General features: G+C 70.2%; 16 protein-coding genes and 1 pseudogene. 8 read left to right on the forward strand and 9 right to left on the reverse strand.

Translation table 11 applies throughout. The features are described 5' to 3' along the window. The 5 genes from uraH to ACIRD8_RS11850 all read right to left on the reverse strand — a co-directional run bounded on the left by uraH (position 1) and on the right by ACIRD8_RS11850 (position 2,677). A complete protein-coding gene (gene uraH, locus ACIRD8_RS11830; protein ID WP_099175053.1) occupies positions 1–393 on the reverse strand; it encodes a hydroxyisourate hydrolase in 393 nt (130 codons plus the stop codon). Between the two features lie 40 nt (positions 394–433). Next, on the reverse strand, positions 434–940 hold the full coding sequence (gene uraD, locus ACIRD8_RS11835) for a 2-oxo-4-hydroxy-4-carboxy-5-ureidoimidazoline decarboxylase (protein ID WP_099175052.1): 507 nt from the start codon (positions 938–940) through the stop codon (positions 434–436). A gap of 153 nt (positions 941–1,093) precedes the next feature. Then, positions 1,094–1,471, reverse strand: a complete 378-nt coding sequence (locus ACIRD8_RS11840; protein WP_403989244.1) for a helix-turn-helix domain-containing protein — start codon at positions 1,469–1,471, stop codon at positions 1,094–1,096. Continuing rightward, positions 1,468–1,719 carry a thiamine-binding protein gene (locus ACIRD8_RS11845; protein WP_403989246.1) on the reverse strand — a complete coding sequence of 84 codons (252 nt, stop codon included), beginning with the start codon at positions 1,717–1,719 and terminating at the stop codon, positions 1,468–1,470. The genes ACIRD8_RS11840 and ACIRD8_RS11845 overlap by 4 nt, the downstream gene beginning before the upstream one ends. Positions 1,720–1,834: 115 nt before the next feature. Next, positions 1,835–2,677 carry a GntR family transcriptional regulator gene (locus tag ACIRD8_RS11850; RefSeq protein ID WP_403989248.1) on the reverse strand — a complete coding sequence of 281 codons (843 nt, stop codon included), beginning with the start codon at positions 2,675–2,677 and terminating at the stop codon, positions 1,835–1,837. A 250-nt stretch (positions 2,678–2,927) separates the two neighbouring features. Here ACIRD8_RS11850 and ACIRD8_RS11855 point away from each other — a divergent pair, with 250 nt between their 5' ends. The 8 genes from ACIRD8_RS11855 to ACIRD8_RS11890 all read left to right on the forward strand — a co-directional run bounded on the left by ACIRD8_RS11855 (position 2,928) and on the right by ACIRD8_RS11890 (position 12,718). After that, entirely contained in the window at positions 2,928–4,193 is a 1,266-nt protein-coding gene (locus tag ACIRD8_RS11855; protein ID WP_403989250.1) for an extracellular solute-binding protein, read from the forward strand. 40 nt (positions 4,194–4,233) lie between these two features. Beyond that, complete coding sequence (locus ACIRD8_RS11860) at positions 4,234–5,202, forward strand: carbohydrate ABC transporter permease (RefSeq protein ID WP_403989252.1); 969 nt, start codon at positions 4,234–4,236, stop codon at positions 5,200–5,202. Beyond that, a complete protein-coding gene (locus ACIRD8_RS11865; protein WP_403989254.1) occupies positions 5,199–6,038 on the forward strand; it encodes a carbohydrate ABC transporter permease in 840 nt (279 codons plus the stop codon). The genes ACIRD8_RS11860 and ACIRD8_RS11865 overlap by 4 nt, the downstream gene beginning before the upstream one ends. A 53-nt stretch (positions 6,039–6,091) precedes the next feature. Beyond that, positions 6,092–7,654 carry a beta-N-acetylhexosaminidase gene (locus ACIRD8_RS11870; protein ID WP_403989256.1) on the forward strand — a complete coding sequence of 521 codons (1,563 nt, stop codon included), beginning with the start codon at positions 6,092–6,094 and terminating at the stop codon, positions 7,652–7,654. A 49-nt stretch (positions 7,655–7,703) separates the two neighbouring features. Further along, the gene (locus ACIRD8_RS11875; protein WP_403989670.1) at positions 7,704–9,134 is read left to right on the forward strand and encodes a cellulose binding domain-containing protein; all 1,431 of its coding nucleotides are present in this window, start codon (positions 7,704–7,706) and stop codon (positions 9,132–9,134) included. 157 nt (positions 9,135–9,291) lie between these two features. Then, positions 9,292–10,131 (forward strand): TIM barrel protein, encoded by an 840-nt coding sequence (locus tag ACIRD8_RS11880; RefSeq protein WP_403989258.1) that lies wholly within the window; start codon positions 9,292–9,294, stop codon positions 10,129–10,131. A gap of 44 nt (positions 10,132–10,175) precedes the next feature. Further along, positions 10,176–11,069, forward strand: a complete 894-nt coding sequence (locus ACIRD8_RS11885; protein ID WP_403989260.1) for a 2-hydroxy-3-oxopropionate reductase — start codon at positions 10,176–10,178, stop codon at positions 11,067–11,069. 191 nt (positions 11,070–11,260) lie between these two features. Beyond that, positions 11,261–12,718 carry a catalase gene (locus ACIRD8_RS11890; protein WP_403989262.1) on the forward strand — a complete coding sequence of 486 codons (1,458 nt, stop codon included), beginning with the start codon at positions 11,261–11,263 and terminating at the stop codon, positions 12,716–12,718. A 268-nt stretch (positions 12,719–12,986) separates the two neighbouring features. Here the strand turns inward: ACIRD8_RS11890 and ACIRD8_RS11895 are convergent, their stop codons facing one another. The 4 genes and pseudogenes from ACIRD8_RS11895 to ACIRD8_RS11910 form a co-directional block, all read right to left on the reverse strand. Beyond that, the gene (locus ACIRD8_RS11895; RefSeq protein ID WP_403989264.1) at positions 12,987–13,382 is read right to left on the reverse strand and encodes a DUF6083 domain-containing protein; all 396 of its coding nucleotides are present in this window, start codon (positions 13,380–13,382) and stop codon (positions 12,987–12,989) included. A gap of 211 nt (positions 13,383–13,593) precedes the next feature. Then, positions 13,594–14,130 (reverse strand): annotated as a pseudogene (locus ACIRD8_RS11900) (thiamine pyrophosphate-dependent enzyme); the annotation flags it as partial. Between the two features lie 30 nt (positions 14,131–14,160). Then, the gene (locus ACIRD8_RS11905; RefSeq protein WP_403989265.1) at positions 14,161–14,934 is read right to left on the reverse strand and encodes a hypothetical protein; all 774 of its coding nucleotides are present in this window, start codon (positions 14,932–14,934) and stop codon (positions 14,161–14,163) included. 145 nt (positions 14,935–15,079) lie between these two features. Continuing rightward, positions 15,080–15,658, reverse strand: a complete 579-nt coding sequence (locus ACIRD8_RS11910) for an ATP-binding protein (protein ID WP_403989267.1) — start codon at positions 15,656–15,658, stop codon at positions 15,080–15,082. Positions 15,659–15,738: the final 80 nt, after the last annotated feature.

Genomic DNA, 15,738 nt, shown 5'->3' on the forward strand with positions numbered 1-15,738 from the left:
CTAGCTCCCTCGGTAAACGGAGTAGCCGAACGGGTTGAGCAGCAGCGGTACGTGATAGTGCTCGCCCGGGGTGACGGCGAATGCGATCGCCACTTCCGGGAAGAACGCGCCGCTGTCCCTTACGCGGGGGGCGTCCTGCTGCGCCTCGGCTTGCTTCTTCGCGGTGAAGTACGACTCGGTGTCGAAGACGAGCCGTACATGGGTGGTTCCTTCCGGCAGGGCCGGCAGGTCTTTGCAGCGCCCGTCCGCGTCGGTCGCGGATCCGCCGAGCGCCACGTACTGCGCGTCGCCGCCGCTGCGGGCGGCCAGGGAGACGGTGACGGCTTCGGCGGGACGGCCGATGCTGGTGTCCAGGATGTGGGTGGACACCGATGCGGTGGTGTCGGTGCTCAAGACCGTCACGCTCCTTGTTCTCTTCGGGTGGTACGAGGTCTCAGGAGTCCTCTACGAGGCGGGTCAGCCGAATGCGGTTGATCTTGCCCAGCTCGGTGCGGACGATCTCGCGTTCCTGCTCGGGCGAGTTGCCGATCCGCGCCTTCACCGCGTCGCGCATCTGTTCACCGGTGGCTCCGGTGGCGCAGATCAGGAAGACATGTCCGAACCGTTCCTGGTAGGCCAGGTTGAGTTCGAGCATCTCCGCCTTGAGCTCCTCGGACGCACCCGCCATCCCCCGCTGCTCACGGGCGGAGGCCGGGTCCCCCGGCTTGGGGCGGCCGATCGGCGGGTGACCGGCCATGGCCTCGGCCAGGTCCTCCGGGGAGAGCTCGGCCATGGCGGCGTCGCTCGCGGAGAACAGGGCTTCCGGGCCGGCGTACGGCCGGTGGGTGAGGATGAAGCTTCCCCATGCCGCACTGGCGCACACCTCGTGCAGCGCGGCGGTGGCCTCTCCGGCCGCCAGGGTGTTGAACCGGGCGAGGCCCGGTGTGGAGCTCGTAGTCACGGGAGCCTCCGTGGCTTTTTCGCTGTGCGTTGTCGGGCTGCGGATAGCTAACGCCCTCCGCAACACCACGTCAACAGTTTGTTGAAATTCCACGAACAGATGATGCCGCCGCCCGGGTTCCCGGACGACGGCATTGCACCGCATTACGTCGCGCTACTCGCCCTTGGCGGCATTGTCCCTATTGAGATAGTTGTAGACGGTGAAGCGGCTGACGCCGAGCGCGCCCGCCACGGTCTCCACACCGTGGCGCACGGAGAAGGCACCGCGTGCCTCCAGCGTGCGCACGACGCCCTGCTTGGCTTTACGGTCCAGCTCGGCCAGCGGCCTCCCGTGCCGCCGTTCCATCGCGGCCAGGATGTGGTCGAGCGATTCGGAGAGCTGCGGCAGCCGTACGGCTATGACGTCGGCCCCCTCCCAGGCGAGCACCACGTCCTCGGTGGTGGCCTGCTCGGGGGCGAGCAGTTCGGCCCCCATCGCGTCGACGAGCGGCTTCACCGCGGTGACCAGCGGGTGGTCGGCCGGTTCGGTCACGGGGTGTCCTCCCCGATCACGTTGACCTGGAGGGAGACTCGGGTGGCGCCGGAGTCCAGGGCCTTGCGCAGCAGCGAGTCCACCGCGGCGAGGACCTCGTCCGCACCCCCTTCGGCGGTGTTCCCGAACGGGCCCACGTCCACCGCGTCCAGGTCGGCGGTCTGGATGACCTCGCGGGCCACCACCGCGTGGGCGGGTGCCTCGTCGAGATCGAAGGGCTCGGTGGTGAATTCCACCCTCAAGCGCACGGTGCCTCCCTGATGTCCCGCCGCGTCCCTCGGCTCGCACGGCTCGCCCCGACCCTAAGGCACACGGGCCCGGCCCCGGAGGGCCCGGACGGGCCCTCCGGGAAGCCCCGCGCCCTCACGGCCCGGCCTGGATGTCCCCCCGGGTGGACGAGGCGATGGGGTCGCCGTGCGCGAAGTCCCCGGGCGGGATCCCGGGGTGGTGCCCGTCCCTGACCAGCGGGGCGGTGGCGGCGGCCGGGCCGAGAGCCAGCCGGGAGACGATCCGGTAGCGGTCGCCCCGGTAGAGCGAGTGGACGTACTCCACGGGCAGCCCGTCGGTGTCCGAGGTCAGGCGCTCGAAGAGCAGGGCCGGCGAGAGCTCGGGGACCTCCAGGAGCTGAGCCTCCGCCCGGGTGACGACGGTGGGCTCGATGGCCTGGACCGCCTCGCGGACGTGCACCCCGTGGGTGTGCCGCAGGTGTTCGTAGAGGTCGCCGTCCTCCAGCTCCTGCGCCGACAGGCCGGGGACGAGCGCCGCCCTGATGTGCAGGTGTTCGATGGCCATCGCGGCGCCGTCGACCAGGCGCAGCCGTGCGACGTACACGACCTCGTCGGCGGGTGACATCCGCAGCTTGCGGCCGACGCGGGCGCCGGCCTGGAGGGTGGTGAACTCCAGCAGTCTGCTCGACCAGGCCCCGGCCGCCTGCGGCACGCTCAGGGCGAGGTCGGCGGAGACCAGCTCCTGAGTGATCTTCTCCGGCGCCACGAACATCCCGCGCCCGTGCTCGCGGACGAGCAGCCCGGCGGCCACCAGCTCGTCGACGGCGGCCCGCAGGGTGGGGCGGGACACGCCGAGCAGGGCGCAGAGGGACCGCTCGGACGGGATGGCGTCGCCGGGGCTGCGGCTCTCGATCAGCTCCAGGACCGCGTCGCGTGCCCGTTCCCGCTTGAGCACCGTCCCCGGTACGTCGGCTTCCATGCGTTCCCCTTCGCGCGTTCCGTCCTCTTTACCAGTTGAGCCACCGATGACCACTGGTCAGGACGAGTCTAGCCACTCCCGTCACCATGAACAGAGGGCCGACAGGGATCAGATGCCTCAAAATCCCTTTGTACACAAGGGGTTGACGACCTCATTGGTCTATGCCACCTTCATCCACCACCAAGAGGTGAGCTGTCCAGTGGGCTTCACTGGTCAGGTGGTCAGGTCTCTGCTCCCGTTGAGGTGAACCGTGAAGTACCGCTTGCTTGCCGGTGTGTCCGTGCTCGTGACGGCCGCCGCCCTCAGTGCCTGTGGTTCCGGTGGTGACGGCGCCGATGGGGCCGGGGGTGTGACGACGGTCGATGTGTGGCTGATGCGTGACAGCGTCTCGGCCGCGTTCCAGAAGGAGTTCACCGAGGGGTTCGAGGCCGCCCACCCCGACATCGACGTCAGGATCCAGATCCAGGAGTGGGACGGCATCGGCCAGAAGATCACCGCCGCCCTGGCGAGCAACGACGCCCCGGACGTCATCGAGGCGGGCAACACGCAGGTGGCCCAGTTCGCCGAGAGCGGCGGGCTGCTGGACCTCAGCGACAAGAAGGACGAGCTGAACGGCGACGACTGGCTGAAGGGGCTGGCCGAGCCCGGTGCGTACGAGGGGAAGCAGTACGGCATCCCGTACTACGCGGCCAACCGCGTCGTGATCTACCGCAAGGACCTGTTCGAGAAGGCCGGCGTCGACGCCACGAAGATCACCACCCGTGACGCATGGATCGACGCCACCACGAAGCTCAACCAGGGCGGCACGCAGGGCATCTACCTGCCGGGCCAGCTCTGGTACGCGCTGGGCGGCTTCATCTGGGACGAGGGCGGCGACTTCGCCACCGAGTCCGGCGGCACGTGGAAGGGCGCGCTCGACACCCCCGAGGCGCAGCGGGGCATGGCCTTCTACGCGCAGCTCCAGGCGCTCGGGAAGGGCCCCAAGGACTCCGACGAGGACGACCCGCCGCAGGCGGAGGTGATGGCGCAGGGGCAGGTGGCGCAGGTGATCTCCACTCCTGGCGGGGCCAATGTGGTCGTCGAGAACAACCCCGACCTCAAGGGGAAGCTGGGCTTCTTCCCGATCCCCGGGAAGACGGCCGGCACCCCGGGTGCGGTGTTCACCGGCGGCTCCGATCTGGTCGTGCCCGCGGCGTCCGGACACCCCGAGGCGGCGGTGACCTTCATCAAGGAACTGACGGGTGACGCCTGGCAGAAGAAGCTCGCGGTGGCCATGAGCTATGTGCCCAACCGGACCACCCTCGCCTCCGCCGTGGCGGGCGACCCGGGCGCCTCGGCGATGGCCGTCGGCGCGGCGAACGGGCACGCGACGCCGAACACCCCCGGCTGGGCGGCGGTCGAGGCCGAGAACCCGGTAAAGGACTACATGACCGCCGTCCTCACCGGCGGTGACGCCGCCGAGGAGGCGGCCAAAGCCTCCGCCGACATCACCCGGGCCATGAACGCCGGCTCCTGACCCGGCCCGTCCGTTTCCCACCACCGAGAGGAGGCCCGCCGTGCCGGCTGTCCGTGAACGGCCCGCTCCACCCGTCCACCGCCCCCCGAAGGTGCCACCGGGACGGCGGCCCGGCCGGCCCCCGCGAGGCCTCTGGCCGTACGCCCTGATCGCGCCCGCCATCGGCGGCATGCTCTACCTGCTGGTGTACCCGCTGGTGCGGGCGGTGGTGATCTCCCTCCAGGACTTCCGGCTCCGCCAGCTGATCAGCGGGGACGCCGAGTTCGTGGGGCTGCGCAACTACCGGACGCTGCTGTCCGACCCGCGCTTCTGGGAGGTCACCGGCCGGACCTTCGTCTTCATGGCCGTCAACGTCGTACTGATCATGGTGATCTCGACGCTGGTGGCACTGATGACGGAGCGGCTGGGCCGCGTCGGCCGTACGGTCGTGCTCTGCTCGCTGGTGCTCGCCTGGGCCATGCCGGTGGTCGCGGCCACGACGGTCTTCCAGTGGCTGTTCCACTCGGAGTTCGGCATCGTCAACCAGCTGCTGACCGCACTCGGCTTCGGCTCCTTCGACCGCTATCCGTGGTTCGCGAACGGTACAGCGTCCTTCACGATCCTGGTCCTGCTGATCGTCTGGCAGTCCGTGCCGTTCGCGGCGGTCACCCTCTACTCCGCGCTGACGACCGTCCCCGCCGAGCTGTACGAGTCGGCCCGCCTGGACGGCGCGTCCGGCTCCCGCATCTTCCGCTCGCTGACCTTCCCGATCCTGCGGCCGATCTTCATGCTGGTCCTCTCCCTGGAGGTGATCTGGACCTTCAAGGCGTTCGTCCAGATCTGGGTGATGACCCGCGGCGGCCCCGGCGACGCCACCACCATCCTGCCCGTGTACGCGGTCCAGACGGCGCTCTCCAGCCAGCGCTACGACCTGGGCTCCGCCGCCTCGATGATCACCGTGGTCCTGATGTCCGGGGTGCTGGTCCTCTACTTCCGCCAGATGTTCCGTCAGGAGGACGACCTACGATGACCCTGCTGCGCCCCCGGGTCCGGCGGATCCCGCTGAACGCCGCCGCCGTCGTAACCGTCGTGGTCTGTCTGTTCCCCGTGTACTGGATGGTCTCCACCGCTTTCAAGCCGTCCCGGGACATCCAGTCCGCCGAGCCCCGGCTGATCCCCTACACCTGGACGCTGGACCACTTCCGGCGGGCCGTGCAGGCCGACGGCTTCGAACTGTTCTGGCGCAACAGCGTCCTGGTCACGCTGGGGGCCGTGCTGCTCTCCCTCGTCGTGGCGCTCGGCGCGTCGTTCGCCGTGGCGCGCCTGCGGTGGAAGGGCCGGCGGCAGTTCATGCTGCTGGTCTTCATCGCCCAGATGGCGCCCTGGGAGTCGCTGATCATCCCGATCTACATCATCTCCCGCGACACGGACATGCTCGACCGGCTGCCGACCCTGACCCTCGTCTACTTCATGATCACGCTGCCGTTCACGATCGTGGTGCTGAGGGGGTTCCTCGCGACCATCCCGCCGGAGCTGGAGGAGGCCGCCCAGGTCGACGGCTGCACCCGGACCGGCGCCTTCGTGAGAGTGGCGCTGCCGCTGCTCGCCCCGGGCCTGATGGCGACCTCGCTCTTCGGATTCATCACCGCCTGGAACGAGTTCGCCTACGCCAACTTCCTGATCATCAAGCAGCAGGACAACCGCACCCTCCCCGTCTGGCTCTCCTCCTTCCAGAACACCTTCGGCACCGACTGGGGCGCCACCATGGCCGCCTCGACGCTCTTCGCCCTGCCCGCGCTCGTGATCTTCCTGCTGCTCCAGCGCCATGTGACCTCCGGCTTCGCGGCCGGCGCCGTCAAGGGCTGAGCCCGCCGACGCGCTCGCGAACCGTCCGTAACCCCCTGCCCCGGAGGCCCTCCGTGCCCGCATCACGCCCCGAGCTCTCCCTCGTCCCCCGGCCCCGCAAGGTCTCGCCGCGCCCGGGCCGCTTCGTCCTCGGCCAGGACACCTCCGTACGCGCCCTGCCGGGTGCGGAGGATGCGGCGGACCTGTTGCGGACGCTCCTCGGCCCGACGACGGGTCTGCCCCTGCTGCCCTCGGCCGACGGCCGTGTCGTCCTGGCGCTCGATCCGGACCTCGGCGGTCTCGGCGACGAGGGGTACGGCCTCACCGTCGGGCCGCAGGCGCTCCTGCTGCGCGCCGCCCGGCCGGACGGGCTGCTCCGGGGCGTTCAGACGATCCGTCAGCTGCTGCCGCCCGAAGCGCTGTCGGGCGGAGCGCGTGGAGTGTCGTGGGAGCTGCCGTGCGTCGAGATCAGCGACGTACCGGAGTACCCCTGGCGCGGCGCGATGCTCGACGTCGCACGGCACTTCCAGCCGGTCTCCTACCTGCGTCGGTACGTGGACCTGATGGCGCTGCACAAGCTCAACGTCCTGCATCTGCACCTCACGGACGACCAGGGCTGGCGGATGCCGGTCGACGCCTTCCCCCGGCTGACGTCGGTGGGCGGGCACCGGGCCCAGTCCCTGTCCGACGGGGTGCCGCACTCGGGCGCGTACACCAAGGCGGAGCTGGCGGGCCTGGTCCGGCACGCGCGGGAGCGGGGGGTGACCGTGGTGCCGGAGATCGAGATGCCGGGGCATGTGCGCGCGGCCCTCGCGGCCTACCCCCACCTGGGCAACCACCCGGAGCGGCACCTGGACGTGTGGACCCGGTGGGGTGTCTGCGACACCGTGTTCGGCGTCCACGAGGAGGTCTTCGACTTCTGCCGGACCGTGCTGGAGGAGGTCATGGACGTCTTCCCGTCCCCGTACGTCCACGTCGGCGGCGACGAGTGCCCGACCACGGAGTGGGAGGAGAGCCCGGCGGCCCGGGCCCGTGCGGCGGCCGAGGGGCTGAAGACGCCCGGGGAACTGCACGGCTGGTTCATGGGCAGGATCGGCTCGTTCCTCGTGGAGCACGGCCGCCGGCCCACCGGCTGGGCCGAGACCGGAAGTGAACTGCCCCCCGAATTCACGGTGATGACCTGGCGTGACCCGGCGCACGCCCTCACCGCCGCGCGGCGCGGGCATCAGGTGGTGACCGCGCACCACCGCGCCACGTACCTGGACTACGCCCAGTCCACCGATCCGGACGAGTTCCCCGCCCAGCAGGGCGACCCCGTGCCGTTGTACGCGGTCCACACGAACGAGCCGGTGCCACAGGGCTGGGAGCCGGACGAGGCCGCCCGGGTCCTGGGGACGCAGGCGCAGCTGTGGACCGAGTACGTGACGACGCCCGACCGGATCGAGTACCTCACCTACCCCCGGCTGTGCGCCCTGGCGGACCGTGCCTGGTCCGGAGGGCGCGGCGACTGGGCCGGATTCGTCGAGCGGCTGCGCGACCACACCGCCCGGCTGGACGCCCTCGGCGTCCGCTACCGGCCCCTCACCGCGCGGTCCCTGGCGACCGCGTCCGCAGGTACAGCGCGACCCCCTCGGTAACTCATCCCCCACCGTTCCGGAGAGGAACACCGCCATGAGAAGCACCGCCATGAGGACATTCCGCAGGAGCCGTATCCGCGCGGCGTCGGCCGCCGCCGTCACCCTGGCCCTGGGCTGCACGGCCCTCGCCGCACTGCCGTCGACCGCCGGTGCGGCGGCGGCCGGCGGGCTCGTCGTCCAGTACCGCACGAGCGCGTCCGGTGCGACGGCCGACCAGAGCGAACCGTGGCTGAAGGTGCGCAACACGGGGAGTGCGAGCGTGCCTCTCTCCGACGTCAAGGTGCGGTACTACTTCAAGGGCGAGTCCGCGTCGGCGGCGTACAGCTTCGCCTGCTCCTGGGCGGTGAAGGGCTGCGCGAACATCACCGGCACCTTCAAGTCCCTGGCGAACCCGACCGCCACCGCCGACCGCTATCTGGAGATCGCCTTCACCTCCGGTGCGGGCTCCCTGGCCCCCGGTGCGGACACCGGGGACATGCAGCTGCGCTTCCACCGCACGGACTGGCAGCCGCTGGGGCAGAGCGACGACTACTCCTTCGGCGCCGAACGGAACACGTACGGCGACTGGCCGAAGGTCACCGCGCAGCTGGGCTCCGTCACGGCCTGGGGCGAGGCTCCAGGGGGCGAGGGCCCGACCGACCCGACCGATCCCCCGACCGACCCGCCGGCCGACGGGCCCACGCTGTTCGACGACTTCAACTACAGCGGTCACACGGACCCGAAGATCGCGGCGAACGGCTGGAGCGTGCGCTCCAACTCCGGTGGGCCCGGGGTGCCGGGTGCCGTCTGGGCTCCGGAGAACGTCACCTTCAGCAGCCAGAGCGGCAATTCGGTGATGAACCTGGAGACGTCGACGGCGGGCACGGGCGCCTCCACGGTGCAGACCGAGATCCTCACGCAGTCCACGAAGTTCCGTAACGGCACCTATGCGGCCCGGGTGAAGTTCAGCGACGCCCCGAGGTCGGGGCCCGACGGGGACCACCTCGTGCAGACCTTCTTCACCATCAACGACCTGAAGGCGCCGATGGCGGACGACTACGCCGAGTACGACTTCGAGTACCTGCCCAACGGCGGCTGGGGCGAGCCGTCGAACATCCTCTACACCACCTCGTGGGAGACCTACCGGCCCGACCCGTGGGAGGCCGTCAACCAGCACAGCGAGGCCCGGCAGAGCTATGCCGGGTGGCACGACCTGGTGGTGACCATCGACGACTCCGCCATCACGTACTACATCGACGGACAGCTCTTCGGCACGCACGGGGCGCAGTACCTCCCCGAGCGGCCGATGTCGATCAACTTCAACCAGTGGCTGATCGACCTGGCGGGCCAGAGCAGCACCACGCCCCGCTCGTACGACCAGCAGGTGGACTACGTCCTGCACGTGAAGGACCAGGTCCTCTCCCCCGCGCAGGTCTCGGCGCTGGTGGGCGAGTACCGGGCGGCGGGCACGACGTTCGAGGACACGGTGCCGGGGGCCTGACCAGGCAGTTGTGAGCAGGAGCGGGGTGGAGGGCGCACGGGCCTCCACCCCGCTCCCGTGTGTCCGGAATTCGGGTCGCCTCTTGACAGCCTGACCAGGCTCCAGGCAATCTTCCGTTAAGCAGAAACTAACTTCCGCGATACGGAAGGAGCGCATGATGGGTTTCTCGGACCAGCGCTTCGATGTGAACCTCTCGATCCTCTTCACCGAACTCCCGCTCCTGGAGCGCCCCGCGGCGGCCGCCGCCGCGGGCTTCACGGCGGTCGAGCTCTGGTGGCCCTGGATCGAGACCCCCACCCCGGCGCAGGCCGAGCTCGACGCCCTGAAGAAGGCGCTCGACGACGCGGGCACCCAGCTGGTGGGGCTGAACTTCTACGCGGGCCGGCTCCCGGGCCCGGACCGCGGGGCCCTCTCGCTGCCGGGCGAGGAGTCCGACCGCTTCCGCGCCAACCTCGATGTGGCGGCCGACTTCGCGGCCTCGGTCGGCTGCACGGCGCTCAACGCGCTGTACGGCAACCGTGTCGAGGGCGTGGACCCCGCCGTCCAGGACGAACTCGCCCTGGAGAACCTGGTCCTGGCCGCCCGCGCGGCCCACCGGATCGGGGCGACCCTCCTGATCGAGACCCTCAACGCCCCGGAGTCGCCGCTCTACCCCCTGGTCAGCGCACCGGCGGGCATCGAGATCGTCGACCGGGTCAACGAGGCGACGGGCCTGGGCAACGCCACGTTCCTGCTGGACCTCTACCACCTGTCGATGAACGGCGAGGACCTCAGCCAGGTGATCAAGACGTACGCCGCGAAGACCGGCCACGTCCAGATCGCCGACAACCCGGGGCGCGGCGCGCCCGGCACCGGCTCGCTCCCGCTGGAGCGCCTCCTCGACGAGCTGACCGAGGCCGGTTACGCCGGCCGCGTCGGCCTGGAGTACAAGCCCGGCGACCGCCCGAGCGCCGAGGCCTTCGACTGGCTCCCCGCCGAGGCCCGCCCCTCCCGCTGAGGCCGGCCCCTCCCCCGTACACACGCTCACCGGAAGGCACCCTCATGAGCAGCAACCTCCCCAAGGTCGCCTGGATCGGCCTCGGCATCATGGGCTCCCCCATGTCCGAGAACCTGGTCAAGGCCGGTTACCAGGTGACCGGTCACACCCTGGAGCAGGACAAGATCGACCGGCTGGTCGCGGCGGGCGGCAAGGGCGCCGCCTCGATCGCGGAGGCCGTGCGCGACGCCGATGTCATCATCACCATGGTGCCCGCGTCCCCGCAGGTCGAGGCCATCGCGTACGGACCCGACGGCATCCTGGAGAACGCCCCGCGGGGCGCCCTGCTGATCGACATGTCCTCCATCACCCCGCAGACCTCCGTGGACCTCGCAGCGAGCGCGAAGGAGAAGGGCATCCGTGTGCTGGACGCCCCGGTCTCCGGCGGTGAGGCCGGCGCGATCGAGGCCGTCCTGTCCATCATGGTCGGCGGCGAGCAGAGCGACTTCGACGCCGCGAAGCCCCTGCTCGACGTCCTCGGGAAGACGATCGTGCTGTGCGGGCCGCATGGCTCCGGCCAGACGGTGAAGGCGGCCAACCAGCTGATCGTCGCGGTCAACATCCAGGCCTGCGCCGAGGCCGTCGTCTTCCTGGAGAAGTCCGGGGTCGACCTCGCCGCCGCGCTCGACGTACTGAACGGCGGGCTCGCCGGCTCGACGGTCCTGACCCGCAAGAAGGACAACTTCCTCAAGCGGGACTTCGCCCCCGGCTTCCGGATCGACCTGCACCACAAGGACATGGGCATCGTCACGGACGCCGCCCGCAACGTCGGCGCGGCGCTGCCCGTCGGCGGGGTCGTGGCCCAGCTGGTGGCCTCCCTGCGCGCGCAGGGCGACGGCGGCCTGGACCACTCCGCGCTGCTGCGCTCGGTCGAGCGACTCTCCGGCTCCCAGGTCTGACACCCCCGGCCCGGCCTCCCACGGCCGGGCCCCCGAACTCCGGGCCGCGGTGGCGCTGACACCTGTCCTGTCGCGCCCAGGCGCCGCCGCGGTCCGGAACCTCATCCTCCAATTTCAACAAACTGTTGACGCACCGATCGCGGCGAATCTACGCTCCTGAAGCCGTCAGCAGCCCCGTACGGAAGGCCTCCATGTCCCAGCGTGTGCTCACGACCGAGTCAGGCGCCCCGGTCGCCGACAATCAGAACTCCGCCACGGCCGGCGCCGGCGGGCCGATCCTCCTCCAGGACCAGCACCTGCTGGAGAAGCTCGCCCGCTTCAACCGTGAGCGCATCCCGGAGCGCGTCGTCCACGCCCGCGGCTCCGGTGCGTACGGCTACTTCGAGGTGACCGACGACGTCACCGGCTTCACCCGCGCCGACTTCCTCTCCGAGGTGGGCCGCCGCACCGAGACGTTCATCCGCTTCTCGACGGTCGCCGACTCGCTGGGCGGCGCGGACGCCGTCCGCGACCCGCGCGGCTTCGCCCTCAAGTTCTATACGAACGAGGGCAACTACGACCTGGTCGGCAACAACACCCCGGTGTTCTTCATCAAGGACCCGGTGAAGTTCCCCGACTTCATCCACTCCCAGAAGCGCGACCCCTTCACGGGCCGCCAGGAGCCGGACAACGTCTGGGACTTCTGGGCGAACTCCCCCGAGGCGACGCACCAGGTCACCTGGCTGATGGGCGACCGCGGGATCCCCGCCTCGTACCGCCACATGAACGGCTTCGGGTCGCACACCTACCAGTGGACCAACGCGGAGGGCGAAGCCTTCTTCGTCAAGTACCACTTCAAGACCAACCAGGGCGTGCGCTCCCTCTCCGCCGAGCAGGCCGCCGACCAGGTCGGCAAGGACGCCAACTCGCACCAGACGGACCTGCTCCAGGCCATCGAGCGGGGCGTCAACCCGTCCTGGACGCTGCACGTACAGGTGATGCCGGCGGCCGATGCGGCGGACTACCGCTTCAACCCGTTCGACGTGACGAAGGTCTGGCCGCACGCCGATTACCCGCTCCGGCGCGTCGGCCGACTGGTGCTGGACCGCAACCCGGACAACGTCTTCGCCGAGGTCGAGCAGGCGGCGTTCGCGCCGAACAACTTCGTGCCCGGCATCGGCCCGTCCCCGGACAAGATGCTCCAGGGCCGGCTGTTCGCGTACGCCGACGCGCAGCGCTACCGGCTGGGCATCAACCACACCCAGCTCCCGGTCAACGCGCCGAAGGCGGCGACGGTCGACAACTACGGCCGCGACGGGCTGCACACCACGCGCTACGGCTCGCGCCAGGACAAGAACTACGAGCCCAACTCGTACGCGGGCCCCGCGCAGACCGGCGCCGCCCTCGCCTCGCCGCTCGCGGTGCACGGCTGGACGGGTACGCACGAGGCGCCCCTGCACGCGAAGGACGACGACTTCTTCCAGGCGGGCGAGCTCTACCGGCTGATGTCGGCGGACGAGAAGGTCCGCCTGATCGCCAACATCGCCGGCGGCCTCTCGCAGGTCACCCGCGACGACGTGATCGAGAAGAACCTCGCCCACTTCCACGCCGCCGACGCCGACTACGGCAAGCGCGTGGAGGAGGCGGTCCGCGCCCTGCGCGAGGACTGAGCCTCCACCGAGGGCCCTGCCCGTGCCGCGCGCACCCGGATGAGGGGAGGCACGCGGCACGGCCAGGACGGGACCGCGGCGGCGGACGACGCCAGTGCGGTGGCGAAGGGCCGGCCGGCCCGGTTCCCGACCTGAGGGAACCGGGCCCCGGCGGCCTGCTCGCCGCCGCCGCGGTCGCTGTGACGAGACACAAGGGGTGCGGTGCACGCGTGGGGCGTGCACCGCACCCCTGTGTCGTTGCGTTGTCCGGTCACGGCGGCCGGTACGGTCATCCCGCGTCCGGGAGCCCCTCGTCGGGCAGTTCGAACAGGCGCTGCATCCGCCGCCTGTTGTGCTCACGCAGGGCCGTCATCCACGGCCAGTGGTCCTCGCGCGCGAGGTAGGGGCAGGCGATGCGGTGCGGGATGCGGCACCTGGCGCCGGGGAGGGGCTCGGCGTCCCAGAGGTTCAGCGCGGTGCCGGTCGAGGTGATGACCCAGCGCCGACGCGGAGGGACCGTGTGGGCCGGGACGAGGATGCGGGGTTCGAGGAGGATCCAGTGGCCCGCGTACTCGGTGGCGTACCTGTCCTGCGGGAGGTCGCAGAACGGACAGTCGGGCGGTGCGGGCGGTCGTGGAGCCGTGGCGCCTTCGAGCAGCGCCTGGAAGTCGTCGGTGTCCCCCATGGACCCATGATCCGGGCGTACCGGCGGCGCGGGTAGGGCGCGATCCGGCCGCGCGGGACGGTGCGGGACCTGCGCACGTGCCGTGGGACACCACATGAGGCGCACCAGGACGCGGCCGGCCCACACCGCGTGGCCGGGCGACGACGGCCCCCGGGCACACGACAGCGGCCTCCACGACCACTTCGGTCGTGGAGGCCGGCGCCGGTGCGGGTCAGGACACCGTCAGCGGACGGATCGCCGTCGGGGCGTGGCCCGGTTCGGAGGCGACGTCCTCGAATTCGTTGACCGACGCGATGTCGGTCCCGCTCATCGAGATGTTCGTGACCCGCTCCAGGATCGCCTCGACCACGACCGGCACCCGGTGCTCCGCCGCGAGCTTCTTGGCCTCCTCGAAGGCCGGCAGCAGCTGGTCCGGCTCGGTGACGCGGATCGCCTTGCAGCCCAGGCCCTCGACGACCTTGACGTGGTCCACGCCGTAGACGCCCAGCTCCGGGGAGTTGAGGTTCTCGAACTCCAGGTTGACCTGGAAGTCGATGTCGAAGTTGCGCTGCGCCTGCCGGATCAGCCCCAGGTAGGAGTTGTTCACCAGGACGTGGACGTACGGGATGCGGTGCTGTGCGCCGACGGCGAGCTCCTCCAGCATGAACTGGAAGTCGTAGTCGCCGGAGAGGGCGACCACGGAGCCGTCCGGGTCGGCCGTGGCGACGCCCAGCGCGGCAGGGATCGTCCACCCGAGCGGGCCGGCCTGACATCAACGGCCGCACACGCACCACCGCTGCTACAGCGGCCTCCGCGCCGGCAGGTGCCGTGGGACCTGGGCCGAGCCTGCTGACGCAGCGGCCCGGAGCAGGGTGTCCGCGAGGAGCAGAGCGTCATCGGCATCCAGGAAGTCGAAGCGGATACTGTTGCCGCCGCGCCGGCCCCGACAGTGCCCGCAGGTGGGCACCGACTCGACGAGCGGCGCCTGGCCGGTCGCAGAGATTACCCGCTCCAGCTCTCGGGCGAACCGCTCATGGTCGTGCCAGTCCGCCAGATCGAGGCCGCAGAGAACCGCCTCGTCACCGCCGAGACTGCGGAACAGCACTGTGGCCGCGTCCGTATCGAACATGCCGATGTCGATGAGGGCCCGGTCTCCCATGGTCTGGATGTCCACATGCCGCTCGGTGCCGATGTGCACCAGCGCGCGATGCAGCTGCAATGCCGCGTTCTGCGCCTCGGTGAGACGGGCCTCGAACAGCCGACCAAGAGCCCGGACTTCCTGTTCCGAAGGCAGGAGAAGGAGCAGTTCGTGGCCGGGACAGGGCAGGGGCTGTTCAAAACGTGCCACCTCTGCGGCGATACCTTCGGCGAGTAGGCGGGCCCGCACGTTTCCGCGCGTCCAGGGGTGGGCGGCCGAGGGAGTCAATCGCAGGCGGCAGCCACCCGGCGCGCCACCTTCCTCCAGCTCGAAGCCGAGACCGGCGTACTCCAGGACAAGCTTCAGTGCGCGAGTCGTGGCCGCCGCGCTCGTCGTATCGGCGTCGTCCGCCGCAGTCGTCAGCAAGTTCGTCATCGGATTGTCCTCGTGAGGGTAGGTCCAACACCTGTTAGTGGTTCACTCGCTCCGGTCGCATCCCGCAAAGCCCTGAATCGAGCGACTTCCATACGGAGCCACGGGTCAGCGATCTGAGCGGGCGGAAGACATTCGGTCGGCGCGCTCAGAGTTCTCTGATGCCGACGAGGACGCGACCGATCAAGTTCGCGTCGGCCCGTGTGTCCCCAGACGCACGGAGACCATCCGCTGCACGCCGGCCCTGGGACGACACCGGAGCGTCACGGTCGCCACCCGGGCTCGCGGATGCGAGGGCGATCTCGGCCCACACCACCTTGCCCGGCAGGCCACGGGCCGGGTAGTAACCCCAGTCCCTGCTCAGCGCCGCCACGATGAAGATTCCGCGCCCACCCGTCGCGTCGACGCCGACCTGCTTCAGAACGGGCGGCCTCACATCGCGGTCCCACACCGAAAGCCTGACGGCGCCGGGCAATGCCTCCAGTAACAGCTCGAAGGTCTGCACGGTGCTCTGTGACGAGAGCGGAAGGGCAGGCGCCTGGCCCGGCTCCGAGTGCCGCACGGCATTGGTCGCCAGCTCGGACATCAGGAGCTTCGCCGTCTCGACGAGGTCGGAGGAGATGCCCCAGCCCGAGAGAACATCAGCGGTGTGGAGCCGCGCCAGAGCGACGGCATTGGGCGTATCCGCCAACGCAAGCCGGCTCCTCCGGGGCTGTTCGTGGGGCATGGCGAGCCTCCTGCTTCAGAGAGGGAACAAATAGTCACCAGTCGCTCCCGAAGAGTGACTGACATCTAGATAACTCCGCT

Source organism: Streptomyces sp. NPDC102451 (genome assembly GCF_044765485.1).
Classification (GTDB): Bacteria; Actinomycetota; Actinomycetes; order Streptomycetales; family Streptomycetaceae; genus Streptomyces.